Consider the following 17,472-nt stretch of genomic DNA (forward strand, 5'->3'; position numbering starts at 1 on the left):
CGGACTATGGGGCGCGGGTTGAACCTGCGCCCTTTCAGCATCGGGGATTGTAATGCTTTATCGACTTTCGGCGGCTTGGGCGCGGATCGAGCTTTGGATGGCTGCACTTTTAGCGGTCGGCGTGACCTTGCTGGTTTTGCTGAACGTTGTGACACGTACTGCGGGCAACGCCCTGTTCTGGGTTGATGAGCTTGCCATTTACGCCATGGCGTGGATGACGTTTCTGGGCGCGTCCGCCGCTCTTCATCACCGCAGTTCGGTTGCGGTAACCTTGCTGCCCGAAGCGGTTTCGCCGAACGCTAGATATGTATTGCTCAAATGTGTGGACGTTGTCGTCTTTGCATTTTCCCTGTTGATGTTGTGGTTTTGCTGGCGTTGGTTTCTGCCGCTTGATTTGATGCGGGCCGGGTTCGACACTGTGGCCTTCCAGGGCCAAACCTTTAACTTTGTTTATGCCGAACCAACCTCCACCCTCGGCGTACCGAAATACCTGTTCTGGTCTGTGATCTGGCTGTTTTCCATTGGCGCGACACTGCATTCTGCGATGCATCTTTTTGGCAAGGACCGTCCCTCATGAGCCCGGTTGTCTTTCTTGCGGCGCTGTTGATCTCGGTCCCGGTTGCAATTGTTCTGATCATCACTGCCATTTGGTACATTTGGGAAAGCGGAAACACCGTCCTGTATGACAGCCTTGCGCAGAAGATGTTTGGCGGTTTGGAAAACTACGGGCTGCTGGCAATTCCGCTTTTCATGCTGACCGGCGAATTGATGAACGAAGGCGGTATGACACGGCGCCTGATCAACATGGCGCGGGTCTTTGTCGGCGGATTTCGCGGCGGGCTGGCCTATATCAACCTGCTGGCGAATATGTTCATGGCAGCCATCATCGGTTCGGCAACGGCGCAGATCGCCGTGATGTCGCGGGCTATGGTGCCGGCCATGGAAGAAGAAGGTTATGACAAGGGGTTCGCGGCGGCGACCACCGCTGCCGGCGGCCTGTTGGCACCGGTAATCCCGCCCTCGATGATGTTTGTGATCTTCGGGGTGTTGGCCCAAATTCCGATCGGCGACATGTTCATTGCCGGTATTATTCCGGGTCTGATGCTGTCGGTGTCCTTTGCCCTTGTCATTACCGTAATCGGCTGGCGGCAGAATTTCCCAAAGGGTGAATGGATGGCGGCTCCGCTGGCGATACGCGCCTGTCTGCACGCAGTTCCGGCCCTGCTGATCCCGGTTGCCATCATCGGGGGCATTGTTTTCGGCATCGCCACGCCGACGGAATCCGCCGCAATTGCATCGCTGATTGCCTTCCTTGTCGGCTGGTTGGTTTATGGCGAGCTGCGCCCTGCGCAATTGGGCGAGATGTTCAAGCGCACCGCGGTAAACGCGTCAATGATCATTTTTATGATCGCTGCCGCCAGCGTTTTCGGCTGGGTGATCATCTATGAGGAGGTACCGCAAAATCTGGCGGCGTTGATTACATCCGTTACTTCAAACCCGTTTGTGTTCCTGTTGATCGTGAACCTCGTTTTGTTGGTGGTGGGCATGGTCATCGACGGGATTGCCGCGATCATTCTGATCACGCCAATCCTGCTGCCAATTGCGACTGAATCATACGACATCAGCCCCTATCAGTTCGGCGTTGTAATCTGCCTGAACCTTGTGCTGGGCCTTTTGACACCGCCTGTCGGCATCGGGCTTTATATAGCATCTTCGATGAGCAACACCTCGCCGGGGGCCATCCTCAGAGCGCTTTGGCCCTTCCTTGTGGCGGTTGCCGTTGTGCTGGTTATGCTCAGCTACTTTGAAGGGCTTTCCACCAGCTTGATTTAAGCTTTTCATGTTTAACTTGAGACATAACGCATCCCTTTTCGCGTTAGACCCAAGGGAGAGAAGGCGAACAAGTGATTCAAGTTTTCTCGAAACGCTAAGGGGGGGGGCGGTTTTCACCAGCACTGTAATTTCCTGCCGAATTGCACCTTGGTCTCATAGACATTTGGCACCGACCGCCCGACACTTGCGTTACGTTGTGCTGATAATTTTGGGAGGAACTAAGATGGCATGGTCAAAACCTGTTATTCGTGAAATCGAATGTGGCATGGAAATCAATATGTACGGTCCGGATGGTGATCGCGACGGCGACGACCTGTTCTAAAGCCGGCTGCGTGCGGAGATCAGAATGACATTCCGCGCGCAGATACTCGGTGCGGCAGCAGGGGGCGGTTTGCCACAATGGAATTGTGGCTGTGAAAACTGCAATCTCGCTCGCTTGGGAAGAATTCCTGCACAAACCCAATCGTCGGTTGCCTTCAGTGCAACCGGCGAAGACTGGGCAATCCTCAACGCATCCCCTGACATTCGCGAGCAACTGGCGCGTACACCAGCGCTGCACCCAACTGGCAAACGCACCTTGCCGCTGCGGTCGGTGCTGTTGACCAATGGCGATATTGACCATGTGGCAGGCCTGTTAACCTTGCGAGAACAGCAGAAATTTGAATTGTTTGCCACCGGCGAAATTCAGCAAGTTGTCGCGGACAATCCTATTTTTGCAGCCCTTAATCCCGCCTTTGTGACACGTCATCAGATTTCGTTGGATCAGGAATTCGAGCTGGCCAAGGGGCTGACGGCCACACTGTTTGCGGTACCGGGCAAGGTGCCGCTGTACCTTGAGGGGGACAGTGTCCAAACCGATTTGGAGGGGGAGCAGACCGTCGGAGTGCATCTGCGCGCGGAGGATAAGAACGTGTTCTACATTCCGGGGTGTTCCACAATGCATAAGGATTTACGGGCGCGAATTGAAGGTGCTGATATGGTTCTGTTTGATGGCACCCTCTGGCGGGACGACGAAATGGTGGTTGCAGGGCTAAGTCAGAAAACCGGCCAACGGATGGGGCATATGTCGATGTCCGGCCCGGACGGCTCCCTGCGTGCCTTTGCCGACATTGATGTGAAACAAAAGGTATTTGTCCATATGAACAACACCAACCCCGTTTTGCGTCCGACGTCGGATGAAAAGAAACAAGTCGAGGCGGCGGGTTGGACCGTCGCCTGTGACGGGATGGAGTTGGAAATTTGACAGCATCCCCGGCAGAATTCGAAGCCCGCCTGCGCCAGATCGGGGCAGAGCGGTATCACGACAAACATCCGTTTCACCATCTGCTGCATTCTGGAGGCTGCACGCCGGATCAAGTGCGGGCCTGGGTGATTAACCGGTTCTACTATCAGGCCAGCATTCCGATAAAAGACGCCGCTTTCATGAGCCGTGTTGATGACCCCGCGCTACGGCGTGCGTGGCGTTCGCGCATTGAAGATCACGATGGTACAGAACAGAACGAGGGCGGCATCGCCCGTTGGCTGCGGCTGGCGGATGCGGTTGGCGTTGACCGGGACTATGTTGCCAGTAAACAGGGGGTGCTGCCGGCCAGCCGCTTTGCTGTTGATGCCTATGTGCGTTTCGTACGTGACAAATCGCTGCTTGAGGCGGTTGCAGCTTCGCTGACGGAACTTTTTGCGCCAAAAATCCATGCGGCGCGGATCGAAGGGTTGTTGGCCAACTATGCATTCGCCGATGACAACAGCCTGTCCTATTTTCGCAACCGCTTGACCGAGGCACCAAAGGACGTCGCCTTTGGCCTTGCCTGGGTTCTGGAACATGCTGACACTGCCGAAAAACAGGACGCGGCAGCGGCGGCATTGATCTTTAAAACAGATGTGCTTTGGGCGCAGCTTGATGCGCTGCACGCGGCCTATGTGACGCCGGCACGCATACCACCCGGCGCGTGGCAACCCGGCACATTCTTGCGCGGAGCGAGTGCATGACTGTCGTTGCGTCCCACACCATTCCAGTGATCCCGCGCGGGGTGCGCCTGCACGCGGACAAGGTGCGTTCACGTTGGGTTTTGCTTGCTCCTGAAAGGACGATTGACCTTGATCCCATCGGGCTGGCGATCTTGCAAGAGGTGGATGGCCTGCGGACTTTCAGCCAGATTGTGGCCGGACTTGCGGTGAAGTACGAGGCACCCGTGGATCAGATTTCAGGGGACGTCGGCGAGTTTCTGGCGGGTTTGGCCGACCGCCGAATTGTGGAGCTAACCTGATGACTGCGCGTCCTACAGTTCCGGCACCTATCGCGATGCTGGCCGAATTGACCTATCGATGCCCCTTATCCTGTCCTTATTGTTCAAACCCCGTCGAGATGGCCAAAAAGGAGGCCGAACTTGATACAGAAGCTTGGGCAGATGTATTCGCACAAGCGGCCCGGCTTGGTGTGCTGCAATTGCACCTTTCGGGAGGTGAACCCGCATCGCGGCGCGATCTGGTGGCATTGGTTGCTGCCGCCCGCACTGCCGGGCTTTATACCAATCTGATCACTTCGGCGATTGGCCTGACCCAGCGCCGCCTGAAAGAGCTGGAGACCGCGGGACTGGATCACGTGCAACTGTCCTTACAGGGCACCGATGCTGATATGGCCGACCGGATTGGCGGGTACAAAGGCGGGTTTGATCGCAAAATGCAGGCCGCGCATTGGATCGTCGAGGCCGGATTTCCGCTGACACTGAATGCTGTGGTACATCGTCAAAATCTTCACCAGTTGCCGCAAGCCATTGAAATGGCTGTCGCGATGAAAGCGCGGCGGATGGAAGTGGCGATTGTTCAATTCCATGGATGGGCGATGTTAAACCGAAAGACCTTGATGCCCACAGCGGAACAGGCGACCGAGGCCAGCCGTATTGTACAGGAGGCCCGCAGCCGGCTGAAAGGCACATTGGTGATCGACTATGTTCCGGCGGATTATCACAGCGATTACCCCAAGCGCTGCATGGGGGGGTGGGGCACAACCGGTTTGAATGTAACGCCTGATGGTCTGGTATTGCCATGTCATGCAGCACAAACAATTCCGACGTTGGAATTTGACAATGTCCGTGACAAGCCGCTGGCAGATATCTGGTACAATGGCACTGCGTTTAATGCCTATCGCGGGGAAGACTGGATGCAGGAGCCATGCAAATCCTGCGACCGGCGCAAACTGGATTTCGGGGGATGCCGGTGTCAGGCGATGGCGATTGCCGGACAGGCCGCCGCGACTGATCCGGTTTGCGTGAAATCACCGGTTCATGGCAAGATGGTTGAGTTAGCGCAGGCATTTTCACAGGATGAGACCGGCGAGCTGGTGTACCGCAAAAGTCCCTAACGCATTCGGCCTTCATCCTAGGGCATCTTGGATCCGCAATGTCCCAAGAACCCGAGGTGTCGGAAAGTGCTGGTGATACATGTTTAGGGCCGGGCGCTATCGTGCGAAGGTTCTAGCGTGGCGCGGTGTCGAACATATCAATGAACAGCTCGGTCAGGCGTGCCTTTTCCACCGGCTTGGCCACCAGTTGCACACCAAGTGTCTTGCACCGTTCGCGTAGGAATTTGGTGCGTTCAGCCGATACGATGGCCGCGGGAAGAGGGCCGTAGCGGTTGGTGAGTTCCTCAAGCAATTCGATGCCGTTGCGCCCGGTGCCCAGTTGGTAATCAATGAGCAAAGCATCCGGCACCAGCTGGATTTCCGAGAGTATTCCCAAGGCCTCCTCGGCGGTATGCGCATGGATCACCGTCCCGCCAAGGTTTTCGATCATCGCGGTCATGGCATGGGCCAGTTGGGGATTGTCCTCGACCAAAAGCAGCAGCTGACCGGTTGCGGGCACTGTCCCGGAAATGCCGCTGGACACTTTGGGCGCGCAGACCGGCAATTCTTCTACGTGGATGGGTACATTGAGCGAAAAGCAGCTGCCAAGACCGGGTTCTGACCAGATACTCAATGCATGATCCAGCCCCTTGCAGGCTTGCTCGACAATCGACAGGCCCAGGCCCAGCCCCGCATCTGAATTGTCTGGTGAAATCCGCTCGAACTCTTTGAAAATCTTTTGTTGGTCGGCGTGCGCAATGCCGCGTCCGGTATCCCAAACCTCGATACGGGCCATGGTGCCGGAACGGCGTACACCCACCAAAACCCGGCCTTGATCCGTGTAGCGAATTGCGTTGGCCAGCAGGTTTTGAATGATCCGGCGCAGATACCCCGGATCGCTTTTGACTGTAAGGTTGCAATCAAGGATCGTCAGATCAATGCCTTTTTGTTCAGCCACGGGCATCAGTTCATTGCGCAAGGGGCTGAAAATACCCGACAATCGCAGGGGTCGTACGTCAAACACCGCCTTGCCGGCGTCCAGTCTGGAAATGTCGAGAAGGGCGGAAATGAACTGCTCCACACTGTTCAACGCCATCTCTGCCTTGGTGATGATCTCTTGCGCATCTATGGGATCGGTCTGGTCGGAAAGGGAAGAAACAAAGAGCTTGGCCGCTGACAGGGGCTGCAACAAATCATGGCTGGCCGCGGCGACGAACCGTGTCTTTGATTTATTCGCGCGCTCTGCTTCGGCCAGGGCAAGGCCTAACTCGCGGGTCCGGTCCTTGACCCGCCGCTCCAGCAATTCGTTCATTTCAAACAGCGTTCGCGCCGCCGCACGTTCCGAGGTGACGTCGGTAAAGCTGATTACCAACCCTTTGTCGGGCATCTCTTGTGCAAAGACACTAAAAGTATGTTCAGACCCTTTGCGCACTTCGAACAAGACCGGCTTGCGCCCGCCCTTGCGATTGGCCCATTCGCGCAGGTTTTCCGGGTCGAACGGCCCTTCAAAGGTCAACTCGTCTTCGATTCGCTCCAGCAGAACCGAAAACTCCATCCCCAAAACAGCGGCGTCCGGCGTGGCTTCGAACAATCCGTTCATCCCGGAGTTCCACCCGATCAGCGTGTGGTTTTTGTCAAAAATACAAACGCCCTGATTGAGATGGTCCAGCGTTGCTTGCAGGATTTCGGCCTGTTTATCGCGGATTTTGTCGCGTTCCTGCCGTTCACGGCGAATGATGGTGGTCACGTCGGTTTGCAAGATAACCGTGCCGCCGCGTGACGTGCGATGTTCGCTGACTTGTAACCAGCGGTCCCATTTCAGCCGGACGTTAAACACGACGTGATCGTCACGGTGGCGTTCCAACCTTTGGGCCACCCAATCGGCAGGTAGCTGGCCGTCGGGCAGGGCCAGAAAGGCGCTTTGCGAAACCAGTTCGACATATTCTTCGAAGCTCAATCCGTTGACTAAGGCACCATCTAGGTCGCTCAGGTCGCGGCAGAACCGGCTGTTGGACAGCACCAACCCGTCCTTTGCCTCGAACAGGGCGAACCCCTCGTTGATGGTTTCAATCGCTTCTGTCAGATTAGAGCGGGCTCTTTCGGTTTCGTCATTTGCGATTTCCAGACGGGTGTTGGATTCCTGCAAAAGGTCAAGCGCGCGTTCAAGATCGTGAGTCCGCTCGCGTACCTCGGTTTCCAGCAAGGCAGCGCGTTCGAACTGGTGATAAGCGAAACCAGATTGTTCGTTTTTCTGTTCAACCCTGCGCATCAGCGACTGTGCAATCTGCAACAGTTTTTGGTTCTGGCGTTCGATCGTATCGGCAGGGTTTATCAGGGACAAAAGTCTAGTCTTCGCTTGCGTAGATGGCGACACCGCTCATCGTGTGGTTGACATGAAGCGGGCCTATTTGCTCGCCGTATGTCGAAAATCCGGTCACGTTATAAGAGGCCATTATGTGGGACAGATCACGTGTCATCTGGCGTTGCTCCGCCTCAATTCGGCGCAAAATACAGTCACAGCCTAAAATATGGGCAGGTTTGTCCTGACTGGAGAGGTCCGTCATTTTGTTGTGCAGATGATCCACCATGTTCTGCGGCGCGGCCACGGTCAGAACCATGCCTTCGTCAATTGCGGAAAAGAACACAAGTTCGCCGGCTTCATTCACCTGTTGGATGGCCCGCACGTGATGGGCGGCCCCAATCCGCACCACAACCGGATGAGATGCAAAGGTGAACCGGTCCAGCTGTTCAGGGTCCTTGCCAACGATGCGGGCATATTCACGTGCCGCCGGTTCGGCATTGATGGATTTCACAATGCGTCTTTCCGGGTCCGCTTCGGTGACCACCATCTGGCGCTCTGAGGGGACAAGATGATCGAGGCTGAAAACCTGAGTTCGGTACCGGCTGCGTACCAGCGTCAGGACCGCCGCAGAAACCGCCACTTTGCCGTTTAATGACACCAGTGCGCGGCTAAAGTCGGTGCCATCGCCAGCAGAGCCCCCGAACATTGGCATCTCGCGCAAGGCGGGTGAAATAGTAGCCGTGAGCGCGTCTTCAGAAAGGGACAGGCCGTCCACAACAAGAAAGGCAAAATTGGATGTCAGATCGGGGTGACCTTCCTGAAGCCGCACCCGTTCCAGCGTGATGCGGTCAATCAGGGGCAGGGGGTTCAGGGCGTGAATATCCTCGATCAGCAAAGAGGTTGTTGCAAACCCTGCCGACGGAAACCCGACGGCGATGATCTTGCCCTCGTCATAGCCCAGTGCGCTGATCTCGCCAGCGGTTGTGCAGGCGGCGACATTTGTTTCAGGAAAAAGCCGCTGCGCCTCGTTCACGATACTTTCAAAGTCGGCTTTGGGAGAGACGAACAGAGAAACAAAACTGAGTGGCACCTTGCCAAAGTCCTGTTTGATTTTCCTGATCGGGGATGTGTCGGACCATGAAACCTGACTGGTCAGCACAATCGGAGCCGTGGCAATATCCGTGGCATCGGCACTTGGCCCTGCCGCAACCCTCTGTGTCATGTTTGATGTTCTCCCCGTTGGGAAGGATATTCCAGTCACATCGAAGTTGGCAAGACACTTGCAAAACGGGCGTTCTGGGCCACCAATACGGCCTGTGTCCTGCTTTGCACGCCAAGCTTTCGCATGATGGCAGTTACATGGGCTTTGACGGTGGTTTCCGCGATTGTGAGGTCAAAGGCGATTTGCTTGTTCAGCTTGCCTTCGCAGATCAGTTCCAGAATACGGGCCTGCTGATTGGTCAAGGATGACAACCTGTTTACGGTGTCGTCACGATCATTGGCGGGGCTGCTTTCGACGAAGCCCGCAGGTTTGTAGACCTCATTTCGCGCAATATGTTCGATGGCTTCCTTAAAGACTGCGCGCGGGCTGTGCTTGGGCACAAACCCAGCCGCGCCGGCGACAATGGCACCGCTGATTATCGCGTTGTCGGTCATCGAGGAAACGATAATCACCGGTGTCTTTTCGGTTTGCCGTTTCAGGCGGATCAGCCCATCCAGACCATGCACATCCGGCAGGTTCAAATCAAGAATGACCAGCGATGGGGCGTCATTGCGTTCCAGCAGGCCAAGGGCATTCTCAAGGCTGTCCGCCGTTCTTACAGCAGTGAAATTCGCAACCGACTTCAGCGTCAGTTCAAGTGCGTCGCAAAATAGGGGATGGTCATCCACAACCAACGCCCAACCCTGTGCAGTCTTATTCATCGCGCCCCCGGTTGTACTGGTTCTTGTGGTTTCATTATTCCACATTAGGCGATTTGTCGCACCTACGCACCTGTCCAATAGTACTAAGGCGGGACGCTCTGGGCCCACAAAGATAAAATGCGCCCCCCTTGCAGGGGCGCGCATTCAGGAAGGTATGGGTAGGATCAGTTCGAGGCGAGCTGTTTGGGCAGGCGGAAAGTCCACAGCAGGCCACCTTGGTTCAGGTAATTGACCTTTTTGGCCACTTCACCACCCCAAAGCGGCACAGCACCGCCCCAGCCTGAAATCACGGTCAGATACTGTTCGCCGTCCTGTTCCCATGTAACCGGCTGGCCGATCACACCGGAACCGGTCTGGAAGGACCACAGCTTTTCACCGGTTTCATCATCAAAGGCGATAAAATCACCTTCTGGCGTGCCCGTGAACACCAGACCACCAGCAGTTGTCATCACACCACCCCAAAGTGGAGCGTTGTTCTTGAACTCCCATTTCAGCTCCCCCGTGTCAGGGTCAATCGCCTTGAGGCTGCCGATATGATCGTCATAGTTCGGCTTGATGGTAAAGCCGGACCCAAGGTAGGCCGCGCCCTTTTTGTAGGAAATAGGCTCGTTCCAGATGTCCATGCCCCATTCATTGGAAGGTACATAGAACAAGCCAGTCTTGGGTGAATGCGCCATCGGCATCCAGTTTTTGCCACCAAGGAAGCCCGGTGAGGAAAACACAACCGAGCCCTTTTTACCGTCCGCCGCATCCGCTGGATTGCCGGGGCGGTTTTCCTCGACATAGATCGGGCGGCCCGTGTCATCGATACCGCTGGCCCATGTGATATCTTTCACAAAGGGCACGGCAGAGACGAATTTACCGTCCTCGCGGTTCAGTACGTAAAAGAAGCCGTTGCGGTCAGCCGTGGCAAAACGTTTGTTGCCACTGCGATCGGTATAGGCAACCACCTCGTTTACACCGTCGTAATCCCAACCTTCGCGCGGGGTTGTCTGGTAGTGCCACTTGATTTCGCCAGTCTTTGGGTCGATGCCGAGGCGTGACGCGGCGTATAAGTTGTCACCGGCGTTACCTTCTGTCGGCGTGCCGGCATTGCGTAGGTGACTGTTCCACGGGGCCGGATTGCCGGTACCAAACACCAGCGTATCAGTGTCTGCATCATAAGATCCACCGAGCCAAGTTGCACCGCCGCCGGTTTTCCACATGTCACCCGGCCATGTCGCATTCAACGTGCCGGTCATCGTGCTTTCTTCACCGTTCAGCGTGCCCATGTGCCCTTCAATTACCGGGCGGGTCCAGACCATATCACCTGTTTCGGCATCCCGGGCCTGTACCTCGCCGACAACACCGAATTCACCGCCGGAATTGCCAGTGATGATCAACCCGTCGACAATCAGCGGGGCGGCAGTATAGCTGTAGCCGGCTTTGTAATCGGCGATCTTCTTGTTCCAGACCACATCACCGGTTTTCTGGTTCAGCGCCACAATGCGGGCATCCAGCGTGCCGAAATAGATATTGTCGCCATAGATCGCGGCACCGCGGTTCACGACGTCGCAACACGGCAGGATGCCTTCAGGCAGACGGGCATCATATTGCCAGATTTCCTTGCCGGTCATGATGTCGATGGCATACATCCGGCTGTAGGAACCGGTGATGTACATCACACCGTCATGCACAATTGGCTGGGTCTCCTGACCGCGCTGTTTTTCCCCGCCAAGGCTGAATGCCCATGCCGGTTGCAGGTTCTTGACGTTGTCCTTGTTCAAAATATCGAGGGGTGAATGACGTTGCAGGTGGCGCCCCATTCCGTTGGTCAAAACGTCACCGGTCGAGGCCGCGTCATTGGCTAGCATCTCTTCTGTGACACCGGCGGCCTGTGCCCCTGAAAATGCCGTACTCGCCATGATGCCAATGGTGGCGGCGATGATAAACCTATTCATGTGATAATCTCCTCCCTATGCCCTGTTGGTGGGCGCATCTTTGCAGGCCGCGCACTTTGCATAGGCGCATTGGTCCCGGGTTAGAGTATTCGTGCAAACCGCGTTTCGCGGTATTGAACAATGGTCGTAAGCCCGCGAAATATGCGGTGACCGCCCCAAAGGCCCCTGAAAAACCACGCCGAAGGCAACCGCGACAAGCCAGGATCCACAGCGGCATCAAGAGGTGAAAAGCGGTCGTCAGGCTTTGGGGGCCTAGGGCTTTCGGCCCTCGCTCGTGCGGGATGGTTTGTATCCCCAAAGCGCGGCGCACGTGAAAACGGTTGCCGCCAGCACGGTCCAGATCAACGCCGACCCGTTAAAATCCAGATACAGCGCAAAGCGGATCAATTCGACCGCGTGGGTAAACGGATTCAGCGCGCATATTGTATAAAGCAGCTGTGAACTCTCTGCCATTTTCCACAGTGGATACAGTGCGGATGACAGAAAAAACATCGGGAAGATGACGAAATTCATCACACCTGCGAAATTCTCTAACTGGCTGATAAAGCTTGATAACAATAAACCCAATGCCCCCAGCATGATGCCCCCGACGATCAAGGCGGGCAGGACGGCCAGATATCCGGGCACCGGCATACTGACGCCGAAAACCGCAGCAATGGCAAGGAATGCATAGACCTGCAAAACCGATATCGCCGTTGATCCGACCAGCTTGCTGAACAGCAGCCACCAGCGTGGCAGCGGGCTGGTCAGGAGCAGTTTCATTGAGCCCATTTCGCGGTCATAAACCAGACTGAGCGAGGACTGCATGCCGTTGAACAGCAGGATCATTCCACACAAGCCCGGAACGATATAGGTCTCGTAGGTGATGTAGGTTTGGTAGGGTGGGATGATGCTGAGGCCGAGCGCGGCACGAAAACCGGCGGCGAAGACCAGCAACCAGACCAAAGGGCGCACAAGCGCAGCAATAAAGCGCTCGCGCTGGTGGATAAACCGCAGCGCCTCGCGCTTGACGATCGCAAGCAGGGAGGTGGCATAGCGGTTCATCTCGGCTGTGCCGTCAGCGTAAGGAATCTGTCGGCCAAGGGTGCGTCGCCGCAAACTTCTTCACAGCGCCCTTGTGCCAGAACCCGCGCCTGGTGCAGGATCACCAGCTGATCATCGCGCCCAACCTCGTCCGTCAGATGGGTGGCCCAAAGCACCGTTGTCCCCTCTTTGCTTAGCTGATGCACATGGCCGGTGATGGACGCCCGCGCCGCAGCATCTAAACCAACCGTCGGTTCATCCAATAGCAATACAGCCGGATCATGGATCAGCGCCCGCGCGATTTCCGCCCGCCGCCGGTGCCCTCCATTTAGATTACGCGCCTTTTCCGTTGCCCGCTCCAGCATCGCTAGTTTGTCCAGCGCCGCGTCGATGCGGCGGGTCGCATCGCGCCCTGCAATGCCGTGCAAGGCCGCAAAGTAACTCAGGTTTTGACGCACGCTTAGATCAAGGTCCAACGTGGGCTGTTGAAACACAATACCCAGTTTCGACAGGGCGGCACCGGGGGTTTTCGTTAAGTCGTGACCGGCAATCTGAATGCGGCCACCGGGCGAGCTTAACAATCGGGTAAGCAGGGCAAACAGCGTTGATTTTCCCGCGCCATTCGGCCCAAGAAGGGCGCAAAATCGGCCTGCCGGCACTTCGAGGCTCACGTTCTCAAGGGCCGGCTTTGTGCCGTAGGAAAAACTTAACTCCGAGACCTTGAGCCCGTTCATTCGATGGTGATCTCGATGCGCTGTGTCTCGCCCGTGGAACCGGGAACCTTCATATAGTACCGCCCCGGCTTGATCGCGAGGAAACCGATTTCCATCTCGCCAGCTTCGTCAAACTCGACCGAGTCCAGACCAAGCGGGCGGATTTCCAAGCCTTCAACCACGATCTCATCAATCCAGATGGCGTGAAAGAACTCCGGCCCGACAAGGGCCAGCTCCTGAGACCCATCACCGATGATTTCGAACTCGTAATAGGTGCCGGATTTCAACGTCCAAGGGGTCTCCGATATCGGCTCCCCGGCAGACAGTGTGATCGGCGGCAGGTCTTCTTTGTTCTTGCCGGACAGAACACCCGCTGCACCAAACCCTTCGGCACTGACAGCACCACACAGGCACAGGGCGGCGGTTACGACCGCGCTGCGAAAGAAGTTCATGGAAAGGGACATAAAAGCCTCGCTAGATTGTTTAGGGACGGAATGCCGCCCCCCAGGGGAAACGGCCAACTTTGATGGATTTGAGGGCCTTTCGGGAAGCGACATCAATCACGGTGACATCCCCCGAGACACCATTGGTTGTGAACAGTTTTGTCTTGTCCGCGTTAAATGCCATGTGCCACACACGCCGCCCGACAAGAATGTAGTCTTCAACCGCATAGGTATCGGCATTCACAACCGCGATGTGGTTGGCCGGCCCCAAGGCGACAAAAGCATGGGTATCCCCGCTGGTGAACTCAAAACCTACCGGTTGCACGCGATCGGGATGCACCCCTTGCACCTCAAAGCTCATCTTGGCCTTTTCGCTTTGGGTGGCTGTGTCAAAAACAGTCAACGTGCCGCCGATCTCGGAGCTGACCCACATTTCGCTGCCGTCTTTGGCGAATTCCGCGTGGCGCGGGCGGCTGTCAACCAGGGTGTTGGCAAACAGTTCTTGTGTCGCGGTGTCGATCCAATGGGCCATATTAGTCGTTTCTGAGGTGGTAATCGCAATCTTGCCATCCGGCGATACCGCCATGCCTTCTGGTTCAACGCCAACGTCAATCTGCGCGACAACCTTGCGGGTTTGCGTGTTCACAACGGTGGTAATCGCGTCGTCCTCGTTGGCGATATAAAGATGGGTATCGTCGGGATGCAGCACAAACTGCTCAGGGTCTTCACCCGAAGGCAAGTCGTGCAATATCCGGCCTGTGTTCGGGTCCATGACCTGCACGGCATCACTGTCTGATGCGCAGATATAGACCCGGCTGAAATCGTTGGAAAACGTGATGCCGCGTGGTCGTTCGCCCGTTTCATAGGTCTGGATCACCTCAAGGCTGTCCGTGTCGATCACAGAAACGGTGTCGTCTTTTTCATTGGTGACCCAGATTTCACCAGAGTTGGCCATGGAACAGGTGACGGCCAACATTATGGCTGCGCCTGCGATCTTGGAAAGATATATCATTGATAGGCCTCACATCTGCTTTCAGGACGGTCCAGTCCCAAACTGTCGAGTTCGTTCGTCTGGTGCAGGAACCCCTCAAGCGGGGCCTGTGCTACCAGCGCCCGCGGGTGGGCGATGGCAATCGGCTGACGCAATTGCCCGTTCCAGTCGCGATAGGTCAGCGCCCGCCCTTTGAAACCTGCCAGCTCGAATGCGTCTGATAAGATATAGGCGCGCAGGGTGGCCGGATCACTTGCATTTGTCCGTGTTACGGCCTCGCCCAAGGTGCGCACGGCTGCCCAAGCGGCGTAGTCCACGGATTTCATCTTGCGGCCATGCTGTTCCTCAAAGCGGCTCTGCAACTGCGCCGCCCCCCATTGTTCGATCACCGGTGCCCAGGTCAGTGCCGAAAGCCCCTCAGAGCCGATAACAGGGCGGGCTTGCCACGTGTTATAAAGAACATAGCGCCCGAAATCGTGCAGCTCGTCAATCACGATCAGCGCGTCATAATCACCGAAACCCTGAGTAAATAGCGGAATTTCTTGTGATGCCGTTCGCCGCATGTCTGCATCTGCATCCCATGTCTTCTCCCCGGAAAGAGCCAAACCGAATTTAGTAAGTGCCCGACGCATGGCAGTGGCATAGGCCAAATCAATCGCATGGGTGCCTGAAATCATCACCAGATCAGTCCAGCGTTTCTGCACCAAAACCTGCGCCAGCGCGTCGGCGCGCATCCCATCCGACGGCAGGCTGTGAAACAGGTTGCTGCGGCAGTCCTCGTCGCGCAGCGAAATGTCACCGGCAGAAGCGTTGAACAACAGCGCCCCTTGGGCCGCGGGCATGTCTGCAATGGCAAGCGCGACCTCGGCGGGCGCGTTCAAAACCAGAAAGGGCGAGGATGCCAGCAACTGGCGGGCGGCGGCCAAGGGATCATCGCCGACGGGGATCACCACAGGCTCCAGCGTATAGGTCTGGCCCAGAAACTTGCCCGTCGTCTGATTGTCCTGCAAACCCGTTTGCGCACCAGCCAGACCATTGTCAGCCGGAATTGGGTCAAGATTGGACAATGTTGGCGCGCGCGGCACGTCGACGTGAAGGTATCCGATGTTCATGGCGGTCTCTGCCCAAGCGGGCAGTCCGCATAGCACCGCCATCAAAATTCCAAAAAACCTGAACATCTTTGCCCTCCCAGATCACAACGCTAGCAGGGTAACTATTTGCCTCGAATAGGACTTTCGTCGGACCCGTGGGGACCACAACCAAAGTCCAATACCAACACCAACGCAGGCCGATCTACAAAGGGAAAACCGTATCCTCTAGGGAGAGAGACCATGGAACAGATGTCAACAAAGGCCGTTTTGGCCGCCAGTATTCTTTTTGTATCAGCGGCAGCAGTGTTCGCGCATGGGGATGTCGCGCCCCAAGCGGTTGATACAGCGGGGCTGCCGGAGACTGGCGAAGAGTGGTTAATCGAGAACCCATACCGCGCCGAAACAGCGGGGCAGGACGTCTGGCTCAAAGCTCTTGAAATCGGTGCCTCTGGCTACAACCAGAACTGCGCACGTTGTCACGGGCTTGAGGTGGTATCGGGCGGTCTGGCCCCTGATTTGCGTTATATTGAGGCCGAAGAATACGGTGACGAATGGTTCGTCGAGCGGTTTCGCACAGGGTACACCCAAAACGGCATCACCAAAATGCCAGCATTTGGTGAGTTGTTGGGTCAGGATGCGGCATGGGCAATCCGCACCTATATCGAAACCCGTCCCGACACAGACGCCATGGAAGAAGTTTCGGACGAGCTAAAGGCGCTGCGCGATCAATTGGCGTCTTATGCAAGTGATGCAAGTGGCGCGGATGCGGATGCCCTAAAAGCCCGACTGAGCGAAATTGCCAGCAATATTGAAACTCTTTCAGGGGCACCAGTGGCGGATTCAGTTGCCTTTCGCGCCGCGAACCTGATTGACGGCACGCCTGCGGCCTATCAATCTGCTGCCGAAACCCTGACCATCGGTTTGTCAGCCACACATTAGGACACGCAAGGATCAAGACCCTGTATCCCTTCGCACGCAACGTACTGTTTACCTTGGGCCTGTTGATCGCAACCGGGGCCCAAGCCAGCGATCCCTGCGCGGATCACATCCCCCAACCCAAGCCCCAGAATGTCGGGCGGGATATCGTTGGGCAAGATATGGATACCCTTCAGGAACAGGGCCATATGCTGTTTGCGGTATATGAAAACCACCCGCCTTATTCATGGCAGGAGGCCGGCAAACCGCGTGGCGTTGATGTCGATATTGCCCGCCTGATCGCGGCGGACCTTGGGGTTGAGGCCCGGTTTAACTTTGTTGCCGCGGGCGAAAACCTAGAAGCAGATCTGCGCAATAACATTTGGAAAGGTGCAATCATCGGCGGGCGCGTGTCCAATGTGATGATGCGGGTGCCCTACAACAGCGCCTTTAAGTGCCGTGTTGAACAGGTGGTGTTTACCGGTCAATATAGCGCGGAATCGATTGCCATTGCATTTGATAGGGCCAGTTATCCGGAAGAGAAGCCGGTTCCGGCCTATTTCCGTTTCGATACGGTCGCGGTCGAAAACGATTCGATTTCGGATTTTTACCTGTCATCTTTCGCGGGCGGACAACTGGCGAGTAAGATTCACCGTTATCCTGACATGGCACAGGCAATGGCCGCCCTTAACGCCGGCAACACGATGGCCGCGATGGGGCCACTGGCGCAACTTGAACACGGGCTAGGCGAGCGCACGGATGTGCATCAACCCCCATTGGCGGGCTTTGCCGTCAGCCGCTGGACACTGGGGGTTGCCGTTAATTTTCGCTACCGCCCGTTATCCTATGCGGTGGATGACGCGGTGAACTATGCCCTCCAGGATGGCCGGATTGCAGAGATATATCAAAACTATGGCCTGAGTTTTCAAGCACCGGAACGCTAATCCAAACTGCTGACCCG

The 17,472-nt window shown here is 56.3% G+C and carries 18 protein-coding genes; 9 read left to right on the forward strand and 9 right to left on the reverse strand.

The genetic code is table 11. The features are described from left to right. The first annotated feature begins 52 nt into the window (after nt 1-52). From HKX44_RS18860 to pqqE, 7 genes are all read left to right on the forward strand, one after another. The gene (locus HKX44_RS18860; protein WP_276152940.1) at nt 53-577 is read left to right on the forward strand and encodes a TRAP transporter small permease subunit; all 525 of its coding nucleotides are present in this window, start codon (nt 53-55) and stop codon (nt 575-577) included. Beyond that, nucleotides 574-1,833: a TRAP transporter large permease gene (locus HKX44_RS18865; RefSeq protein ID WP_276152941.1), complete on the forward strand. Its 1,260-nt coding sequence runs from the start codon at nt 574-576 to the stop codon at nt 1,831-1,833. Before HKX44_RS18860 ends, HKX44_RS18865 begins: the two co-directional genes overlap by 4 nt. Nucleotides 1,834-2,056: 223 nt before the next feature. Beyond that, nucleotides 2,057-2,155 (forward strand): pyrroloquinoline quinone precursor peptide PqqA, encoded by a 99-nt coding sequence (gene pqqA / locus HKX44_RS18870; protein ID WP_276152942.1) that lies wholly within the window; start codon nt 2,057-2,059, stop codon nt 2,153-2,155. Between the two features lie 24 nt (nt 2,156-2,179). Continuing rightward, nucleotides 2,180-3,076 carry a pyrroloquinoline quinone biosynthesis protein PqqB gene (gene pqqB / locus HKX44_RS18875; RefSeq protein WP_276152943.1) on the forward strand — a complete coding sequence of 299 codons (897 nt, stop codon included), beginning with the start codon at nt 2,180-2,182 and terminating at the stop codon, nt 3,074-3,076. After that, a complete protein-coding gene (pqqC, locus tag HKX44_RS18880) occupies nt 3,073-3,819 on the forward strand; it encodes a pyrroloquinoline-quinone synthase PqqC (protein ID WP_276152944.1) in 747 nt (248 codons plus the stop codon). Before pqqB ends, pqqC begins: the two co-directional genes overlap by 4 nt. Further along, nucleotides 3,816-4,097, forward strand: a complete 282-nt coding sequence (pqqD, locus tag HKX44_RS18885; protein WP_276152945.1) for a pyrroloquinoline quinone biosynthesis peptide chaperone PqqD — start codon at nt 3,816-3,818, stop codon at nt 4,095-4,097. Before pqqC ends, pqqD begins: the two co-directional genes overlap by 4 nt. Beyond that, nucleotides 4,097-5,191, forward strand: coding sequence for a pyrroloquinoline quinone biosynthesis protein PqqE (gene pqqE / locus HKX44_RS18890; RefSeq protein ID WP_276152946.1), 1,095 nt, complete (start codon nt 4,097-4,099; stop codon nt 5,189-5,191). Before pqqD ends, pqqE begins: the two co-directional genes overlap by 1 nt. A gap of 112 nt (nt 5,192-5,303) precedes the next feature. Here pqqE and HKX44_RS18895 read toward each other — a convergent pair whose 3' ends face one another. The 9 genes from HKX44_RS18895 to HKX44_RS18935 form a co-directional block, all read right to left on the reverse strand. After that, nucleotides 5,304-7,511 (reverse strand): PAS-domain containing protein, encoded by a 2,208-nt coding sequence (locus HKX44_RS18895; protein WP_276152947.1) that lies wholly within the window; start codon nt 7,509-7,511, stop codon nt 5,304-5,306. A 4-nt stretch (nt 7,512-7,515) separates the two neighbouring features. Continuing rightward, a complete protein-coding gene (locus HKX44_RS18900; protein ID WP_276152948.1) occupies nt 7,516-8,694 on the reverse strand; it encodes an FIST N-terminal domain-containing protein in 1,179 nt (392 codons plus the stop codon). A gap of 35 nt (nt 8,695-8,729) precedes the next feature. Continuing rightward, nucleotides 8,730-9,395, reverse strand: coding sequence for a response regulator transcription factor (locus HKX44_RS18905; protein WP_276152949.1), 666 nt, complete (start codon nt 9,393-9,395; stop codon nt 8,730-8,732). A 164-nt stretch (nt 9,396-9,559) separates the two neighbouring features. Beyond that, complete coding sequence (locus HKX44_RS18910; protein ID WP_276152950.1) at nt 9,560-11,335, reverse strand: PQQ-dependent methanol/ethanol family dehydrogenase; 1,776 nt, start codon at nt 11,333-11,335, stop codon at nt 9,560-9,562. A 252-nt stretch (nt 11,336-11,587) separates the two neighbouring features. Continuing rightward, complete coding sequence (locus tag HKX44_RS18915; RefSeq protein ID WP_276152951.1) at nt 11,588-12,379, reverse strand: ABC transporter permease; 792 nt, start codon at nt 12,377-12,379, stop codon at nt 11,588-11,590. Beyond that, nucleotides 12,376-13,092, reverse strand: a complete 717-nt coding sequence (locus tag HKX44_RS18920; RefSeq protein WP_276152952.1) for an ABC transporter ATP-binding protein — start codon at nt 13,090-13,092, stop codon at nt 12,376-12,378. Before HKX44_RS18920 ends, HKX44_RS18915 begins: the two co-directional genes overlap by 4 nt. Next, entirely contained in the window at nt 13,089-13,535 is a 447-nt protein-coding gene (locus tag HKX44_RS18925; protein WP_276152953.1) for a hypothetical protein, read from the reverse strand. The genes HKX44_RS18920 and HKX44_RS18925 overlap by 4 nt, the downstream gene beginning before the upstream one ends. A 19-nt stretch (nt 13,536-13,554) precedes the next feature. Beyond that, nucleotides 13,555-14,526 (reverse strand): YVTN family beta-propeller repeat protein, encoded by a 972-nt coding sequence (locus HKX44_RS18930; protein WP_276152954.1) that lies wholly within the window; start codon nt 14,524-14,526, stop codon nt 13,555-13,557. Further along, entirely contained in the window at nt 14,523-15,683 is a 1,161-nt protein-coding gene (locus HKX44_RS18935) for an ABC transporter substrate-binding protein (protein WP_276152955.1), read from the reverse strand. The genes HKX44_RS18930 and HKX44_RS18935 overlap by 4 nt, the downstream gene beginning before the upstream one ends. Nucleotides 15,684-15,845: 162 nt before the next feature. Here HKX44_RS18935 and pedF point away from each other — a divergent pair, with 162 nt between their 5' ends. Next, the gene (gene pedF, locus HKX44_RS18940) at nt 15,846-16,535 is read left to right on the forward strand and encodes a cytochrome c-550 PedF (protein WP_276153000.1); all 690 of its coding nucleotides are present in this window, start codon (nt 15,846-15,848) and stop codon (nt 16,533-16,535) included. 158 nt (nt 16,536-16,693) lie between these two features. Then, entirely contained in the window at nt 16,694-17,455 is a 762-nt protein-coding gene (locus HKX44_RS18945; RefSeq protein ID WP_276153160.1) for a transporter substrate-binding domain-containing protein, read from the forward strand. Nucleotides 17,456-17,472: the final 17 nt, after the last annotated feature.

The organism is Sulfitobacter sp. M05 (genome assembly GCF_029285175.1).
GTDB lineage: Bacteria > Pseudomonadota > Alphaproteobacteria > Rhodobacterales > Rhodobacteraceae > Sulfitobacter.